Source organism: Hydrogenophaga sp. YM1 (assembly GCF_016903055.1).
Taxonomy (GTDB): Bacteria; Pseudomonadota; Gammaproteobacteria; order Burkholderiales; family Burkholderiaceae_C; genus Hydrogenophaga; species Hydrogenophaga borbori.
Genome location: NZ_CP070223.1, coordinates 4,700,580 through 4,719,617, shown reverse-complemented (window position 1 = coordinate 4,719,617; position 19,038 = coordinate 4,700,580). Strand labels below are relative to the sequence as shown.

At 70.9% G+C, this 19,038-nt stretch carries 16 protein-coding genes; 10 read left to right on the top strand and 6 right to left on the bottom strand.

Translation table 11 applies throughout. The features are described 5' to 3' along the window. Nucleotides 1-49 precede the first annotated feature (49 nt). Complete coding sequence (locus tag JNX00_RS22235) at nt 50-445, bottom strand: RNA-binding protein (RefSeq protein ID WP_070399703.1); 396 nt, start codon at nt 443-445, stop codon at nt 50-52. 331 nt (nt 446-776) lie between these two features. Between JNX00_RS22235 and JNX00_RS22230 the strand changes: the two genes are divergently transcribed. Both JNX00_RS22230 and metW read left to right on the top strand, forming a co-directional pair. Next, the gene (locus tag JNX00_RS22230; RefSeq protein ID WP_239478356.1) at nt 777-2,027 is read left to right on the top strand and encodes a homoserine O-acetyltransferase; all 1,251 of its coding nucleotides are present in this window, start codon (nt 777-779) and stop codon (nt 2,025-2,027) included. Beyond that, the gene (metW, locus tag JNX00_RS22225) at nt 2,024-2,605 is read left to right on the top strand and encodes a methionine biosynthesis protein MetW (RefSeq protein WP_070399704.1); all 582 of its coding nucleotides are present in this window, start codon (nt 2,024-2,026) and stop codon (nt 2,603-2,605) included. The genes JNX00_RS22230 and metW overlap by 4 nt, the downstream gene beginning before the upstream one ends. Before the next feature lie 9 nt (nt 2,606-2,614). On the opposite strand, the gene JNX00_RS22220 is transcribed toward metW, so the two are convergent. Then, entirely contained in the window at nt 2,615-3,274 is a 660-nt protein-coding gene (locus JNX00_RS22220; protein WP_204743726.1) for a transglutaminase family protein, read from the bottom strand. A 207-nt stretch (nt 3,275-3,481) separates the two neighbouring features. Here JNX00_RS22220 and JNX00_RS22215 point away from each other — a divergent pair, with 207 nt between their 5' ends. From JNX00_RS22215 to JNX00_RS22185, 7 genes are all read left to right on the top strand, one after another. Beyond that, nucleotides 3,482-4,009 carry a chemotaxis protein CheW gene (locus JNX00_RS22215; RefSeq protein WP_070399706.1) on the top strand — a complete coding sequence of 176 codons (528 nt, stop codon included), beginning with the start codon at nt 3,482-3,484 and terminating at the stop codon, nt 4,007-4,009. 48 nt (nt 4,010-4,057) lie between these two features. Next, nucleotides 4,058-6,265 (top strand): methyl-accepting chemotaxis protein, encoded by a 2,208-nt coding sequence (locus tag JNX00_RS22210; RefSeq protein WP_204743725.1) that lies wholly within the window; start codon nt 4,058-4,060, stop codon nt 6,263-6,265. A 64-nt stretch (nt 6,266-6,329) separates the two neighbouring features. Beyond that, the gene (locus JNX00_RS22555; protein WP_204743724.1) at nt 6,330-7,880 is read left to right on the top strand and encodes a methyl-accepting chemotaxis protein; all 1,551 of its coding nucleotides are present in this window, start codon (nt 6,330-6,332) and stop codon (nt 7,878-7,880) included. 41 nt (nt 7,881-7,921) lie between these two features. Then, nucleotides 7,922-9,481, top strand: coding sequence for a methyl-accepting chemotaxis protein (locus JNX00_RS22200; RefSeq protein WP_070399708.1), 1,560 nt, complete (start codon nt 7,922-7,924; stop codon nt 9,479-9,481). A 10-nt stretch (nt 9,482-9,491) separates the two neighbouring features. Then, nucleotides 9,492-11,018 carry a methyl-accepting chemotaxis protein gene (locus JNX00_RS22195; protein WP_070399709.1) on the top strand — a complete coding sequence of 509 codons (1,527 nt, stop codon included), beginning with the start codon at nt 9,492-9,494 and terminating at the stop codon, nt 11,016-11,018. A gap of 112 nt (nt 11,019-11,130) precedes the next feature. Further along, complete coding sequence (locus tag JNX00_RS22190) at nt 11,131-12,630, top strand: M20 family metallopeptidase (protein WP_204743723.1); 1,500 nt, start codon at nt 11,131-11,133, stop codon at nt 12,628-12,630. A gap of 140 nt (nt 12,631-12,770) precedes the next feature. Beyond that, nucleotides 12,771-13,628, top strand: coding sequence for an alpha/beta hydrolase (locus JNX00_RS22185; RefSeq protein WP_204743722.1), 858 nt, complete (start codon nt 12,771-12,773; stop codon nt 13,626-13,628). A 50-nt stretch (nt 13,629-13,678) separates the two neighbouring features. On the opposite strand, the gene JNX00_RS22180 is transcribed toward JNX00_RS22185, so the two are convergent. After that, nucleotides 13,679-14,155: a YidB family protein gene (locus JNX00_RS22180; RefSeq protein ID WP_070399712.1), complete on the bottom strand. Its 477-nt coding sequence runs from the start codon at nt 14,153-14,155 to the stop codon at nt 13,679-13,681. A gap of 33 nt (nt 14,156-14,188) precedes the next feature. After that, on the bottom strand, nt 14,189-15,364 hold the full coding sequence (locus tag JNX00_RS22175) for an MFS transporter (protein WP_070399713.1): 1,176 nt from the start codon (nt 15,362-15,364) through the stop codon (nt 14,189-14,191). 248 nt (nt 15,365-15,612) lie between these two features. On the opposite strand from JNX00_RS22175, the gene JNX00_RS22550 reads away from it, so the two are divergent. Continuing rightward, the gene (locus JNX00_RS22550; RefSeq protein WP_204743721.1) at nt 15,613-17,166 is read left to right on the top strand and encodes a methyl-accepting chemotaxis protein; all 1,554 of its coding nucleotides are present in this window, start codon (nt 15,613-15,615) and stop codon (nt 17,164-17,166) included. 14 nt (nt 17,167-17,180) lie between these two features. Here JNX00_RS22550 and JNX00_RS22165 read toward each other — a convergent pair whose 3' ends face one another. Together JNX00_RS22165 and JNX00_RS22160 are read right to left on the bottom strand one after the other, a co-directional pair. Further along, entirely contained in the window at nt 17,181-17,885 is a 705-nt protein-coding gene (locus JNX00_RS22165; RefSeq protein WP_204743720.1) for a 16S rRNA (uracil(1498)-N(3))-methyltransferase, read from the bottom strand. A 58-nt stretch (nt 17,886-17,943) separates the two neighbouring features. Continuing rightward, nucleotides 17,944-19,035, bottom strand: coding sequence for a phosphotransferase (locus tag JNX00_RS22160; protein WP_204743719.1), 1,092 nt, complete (start codon nt 19,033-19,035; stop codon nt 17,944-17,946). Between the last annotated feature and the right edge of the window lie 3 nt (nt 19,036-19,038).

Here is a 19,038-nt window from a genome sequence, read left to right as displayed (position 1 = left end):
CGAGGTCGTCGCGGGGTTTGCCGGTGAGCGGGGTTCGCTCGCTCGGGGATCAGTAGCCGCCGCGGCCACCGCCGCCGTCGCGACGACCACCACCGCCGTAGGGGCTGCGGAAGCCGCCGTCTTGGCCGCCACCACCGAAGCCGCCTTCGCGACGGCCGCCGCCGAAGCCGCCGCCACCGCTGCGCGGGGGACGCGGCTCCATCGGGCGCGCTTCGTTGACCACCAGGCTGCGGCCACCGAGCGACTGGCCGTTCATGCCCTGGATGGCCGACTGCGCCTCAGCGTCGCTGCCCATCTCGACAAAGCCGAAGCCCTTGGAGCGGCCGGTCTCGCGCTCCATCATGACTTTGGCGCTGTTGACAGCACCGTAAGCCGAGAAGGCCTGTTGCAGGTCTTCGTCGCGCACCGTGTACGGCAGGTTGCCGACATAAAGTTTGTTGCCCATTCGAGGGACTCCTAAAACACAAGGTAAGAAGCGATGGAGCCCCGTCGTCCGGCACAGGAATGCAGCGCACGAAACCAACCGATCACTTGACATGCGGCCGATCTGGCGGCACGCCAAGGCATTATGCGCCGATCGTCGGAAAGTCGGTGACAAATTTCCGGAGGATGCAAGTCAAACCCCCTGCCGATGCGTGGTTACAACATGCCGGGCGCGTATACTGCCGCCCAGCGCCGATTTGATCCGGATTGCGGGCGCTCAACAAATGCCGCTAAAGGGAGCTCGGAGATGCCCGGTCTGCCTTTTGGCTCACCGGGTTTTCTGTTTCCAGGCCCTGCGCGAGCAGGGAACGAGCTTGATCGTCACCCCCGTCACCTACCGCTTCGACCAGCCGCTTGCCCTGCGCAGCGGGGCCGTGCTGCCGGCCTACGAGCTGGTGGTCGAGACCTACGGCAGCCTCAACGCCGACAAGTCCAATGCCGTGCTGGTCTGCCACGCGCTGAACGCCTCGCACCACGTCGCCGGCTGGCACGCCGACGCCAGCGGCCAGCCGCTCGCGCGCAGCGAGGGCTGGTGGAACAACATGATTGGTCCGGGTAAACCCGTAGATACCGACCGCTTTTTCGTCATCGGCGTCAACAACCTGGGCTCGTGTTTCGGCTCCACCGGGCCCACGCACACCAACCCGGCCACCGGCCAGGCCTGGGGCGCGGACTTTCCCGTCGTCACGGTGGAGGACTGGGTGGAGGCGCAGGCCCGCCTGCTCGACGCCATGGGCATCGACACCCTGGCCGCCGTGATGGGGGGCAGCCTGGGTGGCATGCAGGCCCTGGCCTGGACGCTGCAGCACCCGCAGCGCGTGCGCCACGCCGTGGTGGTGGCCAGCGCGCCCAACCTCACGGCCGAGAACATCGCGTTCAACGAGGTGGCGCGCCGCGCCATCGTGACCGACCCGGATTTCCATGGCGGCCACTACCAGCGCCACGGCACCCTGCCGCGCCGCGGCCTGCGCATCGCCCGCATGATCGGCCACATCACCTACCTCAGCGACGACGTGATGAACGAGAAGTTCGGCCGTGCGCTGCGCGCCGCCGACGGCGAGGACCCGGCAGGCGTGGCCGAGTTGGCCTACCGCTACACGACCCAGGACGTGGAGTTCCAGATCGAGAGCTACCTGCGCTACCAGGGTGACAAGTTCAGCGAGTACTTCGACGCCAACACCTACCTGCTCATCACGCGCGCGCTCGACTACTTCGACCCCGCGCGCGAACACGGTGGCCGGCTGGCGGCCGCGCTGGCGCGCGCGCAGGCCAAGTTCCTGCTCGTGAGTTTCAGCACCGACTGGCGCTTCTCCCCCGCGCGCAGCCGCGAGATCGTCAAGGCCCTGCTCGACAACCGCCGCGAGGTCAGCTACTGCGAGATCGACGCGCCGCACGGCCACGACGCCTTCCTGCTCGACGACCCGCGCTACCACGCGGCCGTTCGCAGCTTTTTCCAGCACACCGTTGGTGGGGGCGCGGTGGGCGCCGCCCGGCCACCCGACGGCGCTCACGCCGCGGCGCCCGGCGCGGAGGTTTCGCCATGACCGAACGCCATGTGCTTCACTCCATCGCACGCTTGGTGCCCCCGGGCTCGCGCGTGCTCGACCTGGGTTGCGGCGACGGCGCCATGCTGGCCCACCTGCAGGCCACGCGCGGCTGCACGGGCTACGGCGTGGAGATCGACGACGCCGAGGTGCAGGCCTGCCTGCAGCGCGGCGTCAACGTGCTGCAGCTCAACCTCGAAGAGGGCCTGACCATGTTCGGCGACAACGCTTTCGACGTGGTCCTGCAGATCGACACCCTGCAGCACCTGCGCAACGCCGAGACCATGCTGCGCGAGACCGCGCGCGTGGGCCGCATCGGCGTGGTGGCCTTTCCCAACTTCGCGCACTGGCCCAACCGCCTGGCCGTGCTGCAGGGCCGCATGCCGGTGACCAAGCGCCTGCCTTACCAGTGGTACGACACGCCCAACATCCGCGTCGGCACCTACGCCGACTTCGAGGTGCTGGCGCGGCGCAACGGCCTCACGGTGGAGGATGGCTTCGGCCTGCACGAAGGCCGCGAGGTACGCGTGTTGCCCAACCTGATGGCCAGCACCGCGGTGTTCCGCTTCTCCAAGTAAAGGGCGGCCTCAGGGCGCGGCGTTCTCGCGCGCCGCGTCCTCGGCGAAGTCGCCTTCGGGCGCGGCCTGGCCGAAGCCCGGGTAGATCACCGCGAAGTCGGCGGTGATGCGCTCCAGCGGCAGGTCGTCGAAGCTGCCGCGCTCGTTCACATACTCCATGTGGCGTTGGCCGGCCCGGTCATAGGGGTGGTACAGAGAGTCGTGCACGCCGTCGAATTCCAGCGGCAGCAGGCCGAACTTCTCGCACAGGGACAGGTTGAAGGCCGGCGTGGCCTTGCGCCAGGCGCCGTCGATCCAGAGTTCGGTGTAGCCGTGCCACACGAAGACGTCGCTGCCCATGGTGCGGCGCAGTTTCTCGGTGCTCATGTGGTTCTTGACGTCGGCGAAGCCCAGCCGGGCCGGGATGCCGGCGGCGCGCGCCACGGCCGCCATCAGCACCGCCTTGGGTACGCACCAGCCATACCCCAGGCCCAGCGTGGTGCTGGCGCGCATGCCGGCGGGCGAGAGGTCGATGCGGTAGGGGTCGTAGCGGACCCGGTCGCGCACGGCCAGGTACAGCGCCACCGAACGTTCGCGCACCGAGTCGCCGCGCGCGTGTTCGTGCGCAAACGCACGGATCGCCGGGTGGTCGCTGTCGATGGCGGGGGTGGGGTCGAGGTGGGTGGGCATGGCCGGAAGTTAGCAGAGGCCGCGCGCCCCGGTGGCCGCCAGGGCGATCCGCCGAATGCTTTGGTACTCAGATAGACGCCAGGTCGCCGCACCGCTGCCCGATAGGCCCGGGTTTGTCGTCCTTTTTCCGACTTCAGACCACGCCGCCTCGGCCGATAGTCCCTTCACCCCTATTCCCATTCCTTTCTTGCAAGAGGACAGCCAGCCATGGACATGCGCAACGAAGCCACCCACATCGCCCGCGAAGACGGCGCGCGCTCCGCCGCCCAGGCCGCCGCCAGCGCGGAGTTCCTGACCTTCCGCCTGGGCGCGGAGGAGTACGGCATCGACATCCTGCGCGTACAGGAAATCCGTTCCTACGAGGAGCCCACGCGCATCGCCAACGCGCCGAGCTTCATCAAGGGCGTGGTCAACCTGCGCGGCGTGATCGTGCCGGTGGTGGACCTGCGCATCAAGCTGGGCTGCGAGAAGGTCGAATACAACGGCTTCACCGTGGTCATCGTGCTCAACGTGCGCGGCCGCGTGGTCGGCGCCGTGGTCGATTCGGTGTCCGACGTGCTGGAGCTCGCTGGCGACCTGATCAAGCCGGCGCCCGAGATGAGCGCCTCGGTCGACACCAGCTTCATCACCGGCATCGCCAGCGTGGGCGAACGCATGCTGATCCTCATGGACATCGAGGCCCTCATGTCCAGCGCCGACATGGGCCTGATCGAAGGCGCCCAGTCGCTGCAGTAAGCCCGACTCCGGCCCTCGAGGCCATCCCGTGGAAGGAGACACCAGACCATGTTCCCCGCCAAGAACACCCAAGAGAGCAAGAGCGGCGCCTCGGTGGCACGCCGCCTGTCCCTGCAGGCCGTGGCGCTGCTGGCTGGTACGCTGGCCATCATCAGCATCAGTTTGGCCTTCGTGGTCGAAGGCAATTCGCGCACGCGCCTGGCCGACGCCGCCGGCGACAAAGCCGCGGCCCTGGCCGACTCGGTCGACGCCTTCGACGCGACGGCGCGCATGATGACCGAGCGGGCCTACCAGCCCTATCGCAAGAAATTCGCCGAGCATTTCGAGCTCGACGTCGCCAACGGCATGCTCAAGAGCTGGGGCATGCTGCTCAACGGCGACCACAGCGAGGCCGACTCCTTCCACCTGGCCAACGGCGGCGTGGCCACCATCTTCATGCGCAAGGGCGACGACTTCGAGCGGATCAGCACCTCGCAGAAGAAGGAGAACGGTGAACGTGCCGTCGGCACCACGCTGGCGCGCAACCACCCGGCGTACCCGCTGATGCTGCAGGGCAAGCCCTTCACAGGCCGCGACGTGCTTTTCGGCACCGCCTACATGGCGCACTACGAGCCCGTGAAGGACGCCGCCGGCCAGGTGGTCGGCATCCTGTTCATCGGTTTCGACATCCGCGACTTCCAGGCCTCGCTGGACAAGCTCGTGACCGACGCCACCTACTTCCAGTCGGGGGGCACGCTGATCATCGATCCGCGCGCGGCCAATGCCGAGGCCTTGTTCGTCTCGCCGCCCGCGCTGGCGGGCAAGAAGGTGCTGGAGGTGAACCCCGAGGCCGGCCCCATGCTGGACGAAATGCGCGCGGGTCAGGACGTGTTCGTGCGCCACGCCAGCGCCCTGCTGAACCCGCAGATCGCCCGGCCCTGGGCGGTCAAGCGAGACACCAGCGCCAGCGGCTGGTGGGTCATCGCCGAGGTGTCCGACGACGAGGCCATGGCCTCGCACTGGCGCATGATGTACCTGTTCTGGGGCCTGTTGCTGCTCACGACCCTGCTGCTCGGCGGCGGACTGTTCGTGCTGATCCGCCGCAGCGTGAGCGCGCCGCTGCGCGAGCTCACCAACGCCGTGACCACCGTGTCCCAGGGCGACCTCACGCAGGCCTTCCACACCACGCGGCGCGACGAGCTCGGCACGCTGGTGACCGAGGTCGAGGCCATGCGCCAGCGCTTCCTGGACATGATGCGCCAGCTGCGCACGGCGGCGGACAGCATCAACACCGCTTCGCGGGAAATCGCCACGGGCAACCAGGACCTGAGTGCGCGCACGGAGCAGACGGCGAGCAACCTGCAGGAGACGGCGGCGAGCATGGAGCAGCTGACGGGCACGGTGCGCCAGAGCGCGGACTCGGCGCGCCAGGCGAACCAGCTGGCGGCGACGGCGGCGGAGGTGGCCGCGCGGGGGGGCTCGGTGGTCTCGCAGGTGGTCACGACGATGGACGAGATCAACCACAGCTCGCGCAAGATCAACGACATCATTGGTGTGATCGACGGGATCGCGTTCCAGACGAACATTCTGGCGCTCAACGCGGCGGTGGAGGCGGCCAGGGCGGGCGAGCAGGGCCGAGGCTTTGCGGTGGTGGCGGGCGAGGTGAGGAACCTGGCGCAGCGCAGCGCGGAGGCGGCCAAGGAGATCAAGGGCTTGATCGGGGCGAGCGTGGAGCGAGTGGACGCGGGCTCGCGGCTGGTGGCCGATGCGGGGCAGACGATGAGCGAGATCGTGGGCTCGGTGCAGCGGGTGAGCGACATCATTGGTGAGATCACGGCGGCGGCGGGGGAGCAGAGCGAGGGGATCGGCCAGGTGAACGTGGCGGTGAACCAGCTCGACCAGATGACGCAGCAGAACGCGGCGCTGGTGGAGCAGAGCGCGGCCGCCGCTCAGAGCCTGAAGGAGCAGGCCGACCGCCTGGCCCAGGTGGTGCAGGTGTTCCGCATCGGGCACGACGCCGCGCCCCAGCCCGCGCCGGCCCCCGCGCCGCTGGTGGCTGTCCGGGCGCCGGCGGTGGCCAAGCCCACCGCCCCCGTGCCCACGCGCGCCACGGCCGAGAGCCAACCGGCGACCGAAAGCAAGCCCGCGATCGAAAGCAAACCCGCGACCGAAAGCAAACCCGTCGTCGGCAGCAAACCGGCCGCCGAACCCCGTCCCGCGCCACGAGTGGTGGCGCCCGCGGCCGCGTCGGCCGAGGGCGAGTGGGAGAGCTTCTGATGGTCTCCGCACGGTCTCCGGGCCGTGCGACCCCCTGTTTCCGCGCCCAGAGAGTGAGTGAAAGATGGACATCGTGAACCGTTTCCGGATCGGCCCCCGCCTGTACCTGGGCTTTGCCCTGGTGCTGATGCTGTTGGCGGGCCTGACCGCCGTGGCCTGGTACGGCTTGAAGACCTCGCAGGCCGCCACCGCGCGCGTGATCGAGATGGACAAGCGGGCCGCCCTCACGCAGGAATGGCTCATGAGCACGCAGATCAACATCAACCGCGTGATGGCCGTAGCCACCTCGCGCAACGACCCGGCGGTGGACGGCTACTTCAAGCCGCTGATGTCCCAGGTCAGCGAGCGCATCAGCGTGGTGCAGAAGACGCTGGAGGCCGAGATCCAGAGCGAGCAGGGCAAGGCCCTGCTCAAGGAAATCGCCGAGCGCCGCGCGGCCTACATGGCGGTGCGCAAGACCTATTTCGACACGCTCAAAAACGGCGATGCCGCCGGCGCGCAGCAGCTGCTGACCGGTGGCCTCATGCCCGCGGCCGACGCCTATGGCGCCAAGCAGCGCGAGCTGCTCGAGCTGCAGCACCGCGCCGTGGCCGAGGCCGTGGCGGCGTCCGAGGCCACGGTCAATCGCCAGATCGGCCTGCTGATGCTGCTGGCCCTGGCCGCCGGCGGGCTGGCCATGGTGCTGGCCTGGCGCATCACGCGCTCGGTGACGCAGCCCCTGGCCCAGGCCGTGGACGTGACGCGCGAGGTGGCCGCGGGCGACCTGCGGCGCGACGTGCGCACCGAGCGCACCGACGAATTGGGCGATCTGCTGCGCGCGCTCGGCGACATGAAGACCTCGCTCACGCGCACCGTGAGCCTGGTGCGCAGCGCCACCGACAGCATCGACACCGCCTCGCAGGAAATCGCCACGGGCAACCAGGACCTGAGCGCGCGCACGGAGCAGACGGCGAGCAACCTGCAGGAGACGGCGGCGAGCATGGAGCAGCTGACGGGCACGGTGCGCCAGAGCGCGGACTCGGCGCGCCAGGCGAACCAGCTGGCGGCGACGGCGGCGGAGGTGGCCGCGCGGGGGGGCTCGGTGGTCTCGCAGGTGGTCACGACGATGGACGAGATCAACCACAGCTCGCGCAAGATCAACGACATCATTGGCGTGATCGACGGGATCGCGTTCCAGACGAACATCCTGGCGCTCAACGCGGCGGTGGAGGCGGCCAGGGCGGGCGAGCAGGGGCGGGGCTTTGCGGTGGTGGCGGGCGAGGTGAGGAACCTGGCGCAGCGCAGCGCGGAGGCGGCCAAGGAGATCAAGGGTTTGATCGGGGCGAGCGTGGAGCGAGTGGACGCGGGCTCGCGGCTGGTGGCCGATGCGGGGCAGACGATGAGCGAGATCGTGGGCTCGGTGCAGCGGGTGAGCGACATCATTGGTGAGATCACGGCGGCGGCGGGGGAGCAGAGCGAGGGGATCGGCCAGGTGAACGTGGCGGTGAACCAGCTGGACCAGATGACGCAGCAGAACGCGGCGCTGGTGGAGCAGAGCGCGGCCGCCGCCCAGAGCCTGCGCGATCAGGCCGGCCGGCTGACGGAAGTGGTGCAGGTGTTCCGCCTCGCGCACTGAAGCGGCCGACCAGACAACCAGAAGACCAAGGAGAGACAGACATGCAAGCATTCATGCGGCAATTCACCGTGCGCCAGCGCATGATCGGCGCCATCGCCGTGGTGCTGGCCCTTCTGGGCGCCGTCGGCGGCGCCGGCCTCTGGGGCATGTGGCGCCTCTCGCATGTGGCCACCGAGTTCACCGAGCGCGCGTATCAGGAAACGCTCGTGCTCTCGCAGCTCAAGGCCTCCATGGGCGCGATGACGCGCCATGAGAAGGACATGATCATTGCCTACGAGAAGCCCGACCTGGTGGTCGCGGCCAAGGCGCGCTGGAAGACCGAAGCCGACAAGACGGCCGTGACCATGGACAGCCTGCTCTCCGGCCGCGACGCCTCGCGCGACGCGCTGGTGACCCAGGCGCAGGAGCGCCTGAAGGCCTACATGGCCGCGATCGAACCGGTGTCGCATCAGCTGGAGAGCGGCGGCTATGAAACGGCCACCATCGCCAACCGCATGCTCGGGCGCGCGCACGAGCAGCACAAGGCCCTGTCGGAACTGCTCACCCAGGTGGAGCAGGTGATGGGCGAGGACGTGGCCGGTCTGAGCGCGCGGGGCAAGGCGGCGAGCCAGCAGACCCTGTGGATCTTCGGCGTCGCGCTGGCGCTGGCCGCGCTGGTGGTGGTGCCCACCACCCTGGCCAACATGCACAGCATCTGCGCGCCCGTGGACCAGGCGCGCCACCTGGCCGACGCCATCGCCGAGGGCGATCTGACGCGCCCGGTGCAGGCCGCGGGCCGCGACGAACTCGCCGAGCTGCTGCGCTCGCTGGGCCGCATGCAGACCTCGCTGTCGCGCATCGTCGGTGACGTGCGCCTCAGCAGCGACAGCATCGGCACCGCCTCGCAGGAAATCGCCACCGGCAACCAAGACCTGAGCTCGCGCACCGAACAGACCGCCAGCAACCTGCAGCAGACGGCGGCCAGCATGGAGCAGCTCAGCGGCACCGTGCGCCAGAGCGCCGACGCCGCGCGCCAGGCCAGCGCCATGGCGGCGGCCAACGCCGAAGTGGCCGCGCGCGGCGGCGAGGTGGTGGGCCAGGTGGTCACCACCATGCAGGAGATCCAATCCAGCAGCCAGAAGATCGGCGACATCATCGGCGTCATCGACGGCATTGCCTTCCAGACCAACATCCTGGCGCTCAACGCCGCCGTGGAAGCGGCGCGCGCGGGCGAACAGGGCCGCGGCTTCGCGGTGGTGGCGGCCGAGGTGCGCAGCCTGGCGCAGCGCAGCGCCGAGGCGGCGAAAGAGATCAAGTCCCTGATCGGCGACAGCGTGGACAAGGTGCAGACCGGCACGCAGCTCGTGGCGCAGGCCGGCAGCACCATTGGCGAGATCGTGGACAACGCGCAGAAGATCTCGGCCTTCGTCACCGACATCACCACGGCCGCGCAAGAGCAGAGCGACGGCATCGGTCAGGTGAACACCGCCGTGGGCCAGCTGGACCAGATGACGCAGCAGAACGCGGCCCTGGTGGAGCAGAGCGCGGCCGCGGCCGAAAGCCTGCGCGAGCAGGCCGGCCGTCTGGCCGCCGCGGTTCAGGTGTTCCGCGTCGCGGCGTAAGGGGCCCGCCATGAACTTCAACCAACGCCTCGTGCTGGCCTTCGTGGCGCCGGCCGTGCTGTTCGTGGCCGGCCTGGGCGGCAGCATCTGGTCGCTCACGCAGACCCAGTCGCAGTTCGACCGGTACATCAACACCGAACAGGCCGTGGCCAGCGGTGTGCAGGAGATGTACGCCCAGGGCCTGCAGATGGGCCAGGCGCTGCGCAACATCGTGCTCGACCCGAACAACCCGCAGGCCTTCAAGAACCTGGAGGCCGCGCGCGAGGCGTTCGACGCCGCGCACAAGGGCACGCTGGAGGCCGCGCGCGGCACGCCGGCCCAGGCCGCGCTGGCGCCGCTGGCCGGGCTGCGCGCCGAGCAGGCGAAGGCGCAGGACAAGGTGCTGACGCTGGTCAAGACCAGCGCCGCCGAGGCGGTGGCGGCGCTCAATGCCGAAGAGACGCCCGCCTGGCGCAAGCTGCGCGGCGCGCTGCTGGAGCAGGTGAAGGCCTCGCGCGAGCTGTCGGCACAGACGCACTCGGCCGTGAACGCCAGCGCCGATCGCGCGCGCGTGGTCGCGCTGTCGCTGGCCCTGCTGGCGGTGGCGGTGGCCGTGGGCCTGGGTTTCATGGTGGTGCGCACCCTGCGCCAGGAGCTGGGCGGTGACCCGGCCGCCGCGCGCCAGGCCGTGCACCGCATCGCCGACGGCGACCTCACCGGCACCATGCCCGAGAGCGCCTACCCGCACAGCCTGGTGGGCGCCCTGGCGACCATGCAGAACGCCATGCGCGCGCTGGTGGGTCAGGTGCACCAGTCCAGCCAGGGCATCGAGGTGGCGAGCAGCGAGATCGCGCGAGGCAACCAGGACCTGAGCGCGCGCACGGAGCAGACGGCGAGCAACCTGCAGGAGACGGCGGCGAGCATGGAGCAGCTGACGGGCACGGTGCGCCAGAGCGCGGACTCGGCGCGCCAGGCGAACCAGCTGGCGGCGACGGCGGCGGAGGTGGCCGCGCGGGGGGGCTCGGTGGTCTCGCAGGTGGTCACGACGATGGACGAGATCAACCACAGCTCGCGCAAGATCAACGACATCATTGGCGTGATCGACGGGATCGCGTTCCAGACGAACATCCTGGCGCTCAACGCGGCGGTGGAGGCGGCCAGGGCGGGCGAGCAGGGGCGGGGCTTTGCGGTGGTGGCGGGCGAGGTGAGGAACCTGGCGCAGCGCAGCGCGGAGGCGGCCAAGGAGATCAAGGGCTTGATCGGGGCGAGCGTGGAGCGAGTGGACGCGGGCTCGCGGCTGGTGGCCGATGCGGGGCAGACGATGAGCGAGATCGTGGGCTCGGTGCAGCGGGTGAGCGACATCATTGGGGAGATCACGGCGGCGGCGGGGGAGCAGAGCGAGGGGATCGGCCAGGTGAACGTGGCGGTGAACCAGCTCGACCAGATGACGCAGCAGAACGCGGCGCTGGTGGAGCAGAGCGCGGCCGCCGCTCAGAGCCTGAAGGAGCAGGCCGAGCAGCTCGCCCTGGTGGTCGGCCGCTTCCGTACCACAGCTTGAGGAAACGGCCGCGCGGCGACGTCGCGCGGCGCCGCTCCTGCCTATACTCCCCCCAGGGTTCACCTGGGAGGGGCAGCGTGCCCACACCGGGGCGATCCCGATGGAGATCGCCATGAACGCCCGCCTGCCCCAGCCGCTGCCGCTCGACGCGGCGGCCCTGCAATCCCATGTCGATGCCAGCTGGCGCGATCGCATCGTGCCCGCGCTGCTCGACTACGTGGCCGTCCCGGCCAAATCCCCCGCATTCGACGCCGACTGGGCCGCCCACGGCCTGCTCGAGCGCGTGCTGCAATCGGCCGCCGACTGGGTGGCCGCGCAGCGCGTGCCCGGCCTCACGCTGGAGATCGTGCGCCTGAACGACGCGCACGGCCGCCCGCGCACGCCGGTGCTGTTCTTCGAGCTGCCGGCCAGCGCGGGCCAGGACGGCACCCCCGCCCCGGCCTCGGGCCAGACCGTGCTGATGTATGGCCACCTGGACAAGCAGCCCGAGTTCACCGGCTGGCGCAGCGACCTGGGCCCCTGGACGCCCAAGATCGACGACGGCAAGCTCTATGGCCGCGGTGGCGCCGACGACGGCTACGCGGTCTACGCCAGCGTGGCAGCGATCCAGGCCATTCAGGCGCAGGGCGCGGCGCATCCGCGCATCGTGGGGATCATCGAGACCTGCGAGGAAAGCGGCTCCGGCGACCTGCTGCCCTACGTGGACGCCCTGCGGCCGCGCCTGGGCGACGTGGGCCTGGTGATCTGCCTGGACAGCGGCGCCGGTAACTACGACCAGCTCTGGCTCACCACCAGCCTGCGCGGCATGGCCGCCGGTGTGCTCAAGGTCGAGGTCCTCACCGAGGGCATCCACTCGGGCGACGCCTCGGGCCTGGTGCCCTCGAGCTTTCGCATCCTGCGCCAGGTGCTGGACCGGCTGGAGGACAGCGCCACCGGCCGCCTGCTGCCCGCCAGCTTCCACTGCGAGGTGCCGGCCGAGCGGCTGGAGCAGGCGCGCGCCACCGCCGCCATCCTGGGCGACGAGATCTACAAGCGCTTCCCCTGGGCCCACCACGACTGCGGCGGCAGCACCCTGTTCGCCCTGCCCACCACCACCGACCCGGTGGAGGCCCTGATCAACCGCACCTGGCGCCCCACGCTGAGCGTCACCGGCGCCGAGGGCTTTCCCGCGCTCAAGGACGCGGGCAACGTGCTGCGCCCCTACACCGCCTTCAAGCTGAGCCTGCGCCTGCCGCCGCTGGTGGACGCCGCCGCCGCCGTGCAGGAGCTCAAGGCCCTGCTGGAAGACAACGCGCCCTACCAGGCCAAGGTCACCTTCGCCGGCGAGGGCGCGGCCAGTGGCTGGAACGCGCCGCCCACCACCGACTGGTTCGAGCGCGCCCTGCAGGACGCCTCGCAGGCGCACTTCGGCGCCGCCTGCGGCACCATCGGCCAGGGCGGCACCATCCCGCTCATGAACCTGCTCAGCCGGGGCTTCCCCACGGCGCAGATGATGGTCTGCGGCGTGCTCGGCCCCAAGAGCAACGCGCACGGGCCCAACGAGTTCCTGCACCTGGACTACGCGCGCCGGCTCACCGCCAGCGTGGCCCAGGTCATCGCTCGCATGCCCTGAAATGGAACACCCCCGCCGCGCTTCGCGCGACCCCCTCCAGGGGGCCATGCCTGCGGCTCGGCACAGCCGGTTCCGTGGCATTCCTCGGTTGCGCACGCCGTGCGCGGCGTGTTTGGCGAACGCCGACGGACGATGAAGAGATGAGCGACACCACGCAAGCCCCGTTCACCGCCCGCGACGGACTCAACCTCGCGCTCTACGACTGGCCCCTGCCTTCGCGCGTGCGCCCGCGCGGCGTGGTGCTCATCGTGCACGGCCTGGGCGAGCACGCCTGGCGCTACAACGACCTGGCGCACCGTCTCAACGAATGGGGCTTCTTCGTGCGCGCCTACGACCAGCGCGGCCACGGCGACTCGGGCGGCGCCCCCGGCGTATTGCCCGACGACGACGCCCTGCTCGACGACCTGCACGAAATGGTGGACGACACGCGGCGCCACATCGCCGAGCCCTGGTCCTGCCCGCTGATCCTGCTCGGCCACAGCATGGGCGGCCTGGTCAGCGCCACCTTCGTGCAGCGCGGCATGGCCCGGGTGGACGCGCTGGTGCTCTCCTCGCCCGCGCTGGACGCCGGGCTCTCGGGCTTCAAGCGCTGGTTGATCGGGCTGATGATGCGGCTGTCGCCCGACACCACCCTGGGCAATGGGCTGGACGCGGAGAAGATCTCGCACGACCCGGCCGTGGTGAAGGCCTACCAGCGCGACCGGCGCGTGCACGACCGCATCAGCGCGCGGCTGGCGCGGTTCATCGACGACAACGGTCCCCTGGTGCGCGCCGCGGCGCCGCGCTGGCCGGTGCCCACGCTGCTGATGTTCGCGGGCGACGACCACCTGGTGGACCCGGCCGGCAGCGTGGCCTTCGCGAACGCCGCGCCGGCCCCCATGGTGGTGGCGCGCCGCTTCGACGGCCTGTACCACGAGATCTTCAACGAGCGCGACAACGCCGCGGTGTTCGACACCCTGCGGCAATGGCTGGACCGCCTGGCGCCCGCGCGGGGCTGAGCGCCCCGCTGGGGCCGGTTCGGTTCTGGCCGGCCCCGGGCGGCGCCGCCTCAGCGCCGCATCAGGCCGCCGAGCAGGCCGCCCAGATCGCCCAGGCCACCGCCCCCTGCGGCGCCGCCGCCCAGCAGGCCGCCGAGCGCGTCCAGGGGGTTGCTGCCGGCCTCACCCGCCGCCGGCACGCGGCCCTGCGGCGTGAGCTGGTCGATCAGCCCGGGCAGCACCTGCGCCAGCACCGACGAGGCCTGCTGGCCGTTGCCGCCGAGCAGGCCGCCCAGCGCGCCCATGAGGTCGGGGCCCAGTGCGCCGCCGAGCTGCTCGCCCGACACCGGCTGGTTGGCGCCCGTGCCCACCCAGGACTGCGCGGCCTCGCCCAGGCCGCCGGCCTGCAGCTTGGCCAGCAGGCCTTCGATGCCGCCCGATTGCTGCAGCAGCTGCGCCACCAGCGCCATCACCTGCTGCGCGTCGAAGCCACCGGCGGCGTTCGAGCCGTTGCCTGATCCGCCCAGCATTGCATCCAGAAGTCCCATGTAGTGCTCCAGGGCGCGGAACCGCTCCGCGCGTCAGGCGGCATTGTGGGCGGCCCCCCGCCGGCGGGCAAGCCAGAGCAGGGAGAGGCCCAGCAGCGCCACCGGCAGCAGCGAGCCCAGGTTGAGCCAGGTCCAGCCCTGCGTGGTGACCAGCGCGCCCGAGGCGAAGGAGGTCAGCGCCATGGTGGCGAACACGCCGAAGTTGATGGCGGCCTGGGCGCGGTCCTTTTCCTCCGGCCGCCAGGCCTGCAGCGCCAGCGTGGTGCTGCCGGTGAAGAGGAAGTTCCAGCCCACGCCGAGCAGGAACAGGGCGATGAGGAACTGGTGCAGGTCCACGCCCGAGAGCGCGACGGCGACGCAGGCCAGGTTGAGCGCCACGCCCACGCCCATGATGGGCAGCACGCCGAAGCGGCGGATCAGGTGGCCGGTGAAGAAGCCGGGCGCGAACATGCCGATCACGTGCCACTCCAGCACCAGGGCCACGTCCTCGAAGGGCAGGCCGCAGACCTGCATGGCCAGCGGCGTGGCCGCCATCAGCAGGTTCATCACGCCGTAGCCCAAGGCGGCGCCCAGCGCGGCGACGATGAACACCGGCTGGCGCACGATCTCGCCCAGCGGCCGGCCCTGCGGCGCATCGGCCGCGCGCGCGGGGACGGGGGGAAAGCGCACGAAGGCCATCACCGCCATGGACAGCAGGGCCACCACGGTCAGCGCCAGGTAGGCGCCGGCGAAGGGCGCCTCGGTCAGGCCGCGCGTGCGCGCCGCCAGGTTGGGGCCCAGCACGGCGCCGATCAGGCCGCCCGCCAGCACCAGCGAGACCGCCTTTTCGCGAAAGGCCGGCGCCGCCAGTTCGGCGGCCGCGAAGCGGTAGAGCTGGCCGTTGGCGCTGTAGTAGCCCGCCACCACCGTGCCCAGGATGAGCAGCCCGAACGAGCCCCGGGAGATGGCCCAGGCGCACAGCAGCGCCGACAGCAGGGCCACCAGCAGGCCGAGTTGGAACGAGGCCTGGCGCCCGAAGCGGCGCTGCGCTCGCGCCACCAGCGGCGTGCTCAGGGCACCCCCCACCACGTAGCCCATCACCGGCAGCGTGGCCATCCAGCCCAGCGGCGCCAGCGCCAGGCCCACCAGCCCGTTGATGGTGATGAACACCACGTTGTTGGTGAGGAACAGGCCTTGGGCGGCGGCCAGGAGCCAGAGGTTGCGGTTCATAAGCGAGCGTTTATACAGTCGCGGCCCCCGGCCCCGGTGGCGGCGGGGCCAATGGCCTGACGTGCGGACGACACCTGGGTGACCCGATTGCTATGGAAATGAAAGCAGCCATGGCATATGTGTCAAACCAATGACGGAGGCCGGGCAGGCGTCGCTGCGACGGGCGGTCCTCAAGATGCGGGGGCCGCCTCCGAAGAAGCGGGGGTCGGCACCCGCGCGTGCCGCGTTGTCCCTGATCGGTGTTTCCCATGAACTGGCTGTCCCACATTTCCGTTCGCGCCAAGCTGGCGCTGCTGCTCGCGCTGTGCGCGCTGGGCATCTTCGCCGTGGCCGCGTCGGCCTTCGTCAGCCTGGACCGCGCCGTCGCGGCCAGCCAGCGGCTGGTGCAAACCGAGGTGAGCGCCCTGCGCGCGCTGGGCGAGGTGCGCGCCGACGTGGGCAACATGCGCCGCTTCGAGAAGGACCTGTTCCTCAACCTGGCCGACGAGGCGGCGCTGGAGCGCTACCACCAGGCCTGGACGGCCCAGGTGGCCTCGGGGCTGGCGCGCCTGGCGCAGCTGCGGCCCATGCTGCTGCCGGCGGAGCAGGCGGCGCTGGACCGCATGGCCGCGGGCCTGGGGCAGTACCGCGACGCGGTGAACGCCATCCACACCGGCATCAACCGCGGCGAGATCAACGACCCCTGGCGCGCCAACCAGGCCCTGGAGCCGGCGAAGAACGACGTGCGTGCGGCCGACGAGGCCTTCAATGAGATCAGCGCGGCCGTGAGCGGCCGGGTGGACGGCATGGTGGACGCCCTGGCCCGCCTGCAGCGCCAGGCCATGCGCGCGACCGTGCTGGCCGCGCTGGTGGTGCTGGGGCTGGCCCTGGGACTGGGCTACGTGATCAGCGGGCGCATCACGCGGCCGCTGGACGAAGCGGCGCGCGCCATCGAGCGCGTGGCGGCGGGCGATCTCACCGCTCGGGTGCAGGCCCTGGGCCGCGACGAGACGGCGCGCGTGCTCGCGGGCATCGCGCGCATGCAGGAGGGCCTGGCGCGCATCGTGGGCGAGATCCGCCAGGGCGTGGGCGGCCTGGGGGTGGCGAGCAGCGAGATCGCGCGAGGCAACCAGGACCTGAGCGCGCGCACGGAGCAGACGGCGAGCAACCTGCAGGAGACGGCGGCGAGCATGGAGCAGCTGACGGGCACGGTGCGCCAGAGCGCGGACTCGGCGCGCCAGGCGAACCAGCTGGCGGCGACGGCGGCGGAGGTGGCCGCGCGGGGGGGCTCGGTGGTCTCGCAGGTGGTCACGACGATGGACGAGATCAACCACAGCTCGCGCAAGATCAACGACATCATTGGCGTGATCGACGGGATCGCGTTCCAGACGAACATCCTGGCGCTCAACGCGGCGGTGGAGGCGGCCAGGGCGGGCGAGCAGGGGCGGGGCTTTGCGGTGGTGGCGGGCGAGGTGAGGAACCTGGCGCAGCGCAGCGCGGAGGCGGCCAAGGAGATCAAGGGTTTGATCGGGGCGAGCGTGGAGCGAGTGGACGCGGGCTCGCGGCTGGTGGCCGATGCGGGGCAGACGATGAGCGAGATCGTGGGCTCGGTGCAGCGGGTGAGCGACATCATTGGTGAGATCACGGCGGCGGCGGGGGAGCAGAGCGAGGGGATCGGTCAGGTGAACGTGGCGGTGAACCAGCTGGACCAGATGACGCAGCAGAACGCGGCGCTGGTGGAGCAGAGCGCGGCCGCCGCTCAGAGCCTGAAGGAGCAGGCCGAGCGCCTCAGCGAGGCGGTGGCGGTGTTCCGGCTGACCTGAGCCGGGTCGCGGGCTCAGGCGAGCGCCAGCGTCAGCGCCGCCAGGGCCGCGGTCTCGGCGCGCAGCACGCGCGCGCCCAGGTGCGTGGGGGCGAAGCCCGCCGCGCGGGCCTGCGCGTCCTCGGCGGCGCTCAGGCCGCCTTCGGGGCCGACCAGCACCGTGAGCGGCGCCTTGCCGCCCAGCGCCTGGGGCGCGGGCGCGCCGCCCTCGGCCAGCGAGAGCACCACGCGCGCGCCAGCGGTCTCGCGCAGGAAGGCCGCGAAGTCGCGCACCGGTTCGATGGTGGGTACGCGGTTGCGACCGCACTGCTCGCAGGCGGCCTGCGCGATGGCCCGCCAGTGCGCCTGCTTCTTCAGCGCCCGCTCGCCCGACAGGCGCAGCACGCCGTGTTGCGTGTGCAGCGGCGCGAGCCGCGCCACGCCCAGCTCGGTGGCCTTTTCCACCAGCCAGTCCATGCGCTCGTTGGCGGGCATGCCAATGGCCAGCGTGAGCTCGCGCGCCGCCTCGCGCTCGATGGCCTCGTGCGCCTCCACCCGCACCGCGACCTCGCTGCGGCCCATGCGCGCGATGCGCGCCGACCACTGGCCGCCCTGCCCATTGAACAGGGTGATGGCCTCGCCCGGCTGCAGGCGCAGTACCTGCACGTGGCGCGCGGCGCCCGGGGGCAGCGCGAGCTCGGCCCCAGGGGCGAGCGCGGCGTCGCAGAAAAAGCGTGGCATGTGAACCCTTCGCGGTGCGAGAAGCGGACTCACCCAGCGGCGCCGCGGGGGTGTGGCCTCATGTCCTGCCGAAGGACCAGCCGCTGGCCGCCTGCAGGCCCTCCACCCCGTCGATCAGGCGCAGCAGCGGCGCCAGCTCGCGGTAGCGGTGGGCGGTGGCGCGGATGTAGGCGATGAAGCGCGGCGCATCGGCCAGGTACTTGGGCTTGCCGTCGCGCAGCGTGAGGCGCGCGAAGATGCCCGCGACCTTGAGGTGGCGTTGCAGGCCCATCCACTCCACCGCGCGGTAGAAGGCGCCGAAGTCGGCGTGCCAGTCCTCGAAGTCCATGAGGCCAAGCTTGCGCGCCTGTTCCCAGTAACGCACGGTGACATCGATGACGAAGTCCTCCTCCCAGCTGAGGAAGGCGTCGCGCATGAGGCTGGCGATGTCGTAGGCGATCGGGCCGTGCAGCGCGTCCTGGAAGTCGAGCACGCCGAGCTGCGTGGCCGGCGTATCGCCGCGCTCGCGCAGCACCATCAGGTTGCGCGGCATGAAGTCGCGGTGCACGTAGACCGTGGGCATGGCCAGCACGCGGGCCACGATCAGGTCGAAGGTTTTTCGCAGGACCTGCTGCTGGCTGTCGTCCAGCACGAGGCCCTTGTGTTGCCCGAGGTACCAGTCGGGGAAGAGCTGCAGTTCGCGGCGCAGCACGGCCTCGTCGTAGGGTGGCAGCACGCCGGGGCGGCTGGCCTGCTGCCAGGGCAGCAAGGCGGCCAGGGCGTCGCGGTAGAGGTCCGCGTTGGCCTGGGGTTGCGCGGCGTCGATGACGTCCAGCATGGTCTGCGTGCCCAGGTCGTCGAGCAGCAGGAAGCCGTGGGCCCGGTCCCAGTCAAGCACCTGCGGCACGCGCAGGCCGGCCGCGCGCATCAGCTCGGCGATGCGCACGAAGGGCTCGCTGTTTTCCTTGTCGGGCGGCGCGTCCATCACGATCGCGCTGCCACCGGCCTCGTCGTCCAGCCGCAGGTAGCGGCGAAAGCTCGCGTCGGCCGAGGCCGGGCGCAGGCTGGCGGGGACCAGGCGATGTTGGCGCGCCAGCGGCGCGAGCCAGGAATGGAAGGCCGCCTCGCGCTGCGGGTCGGCCCACGCGACGGTCGTCGGCGGCGGGGTCATGGC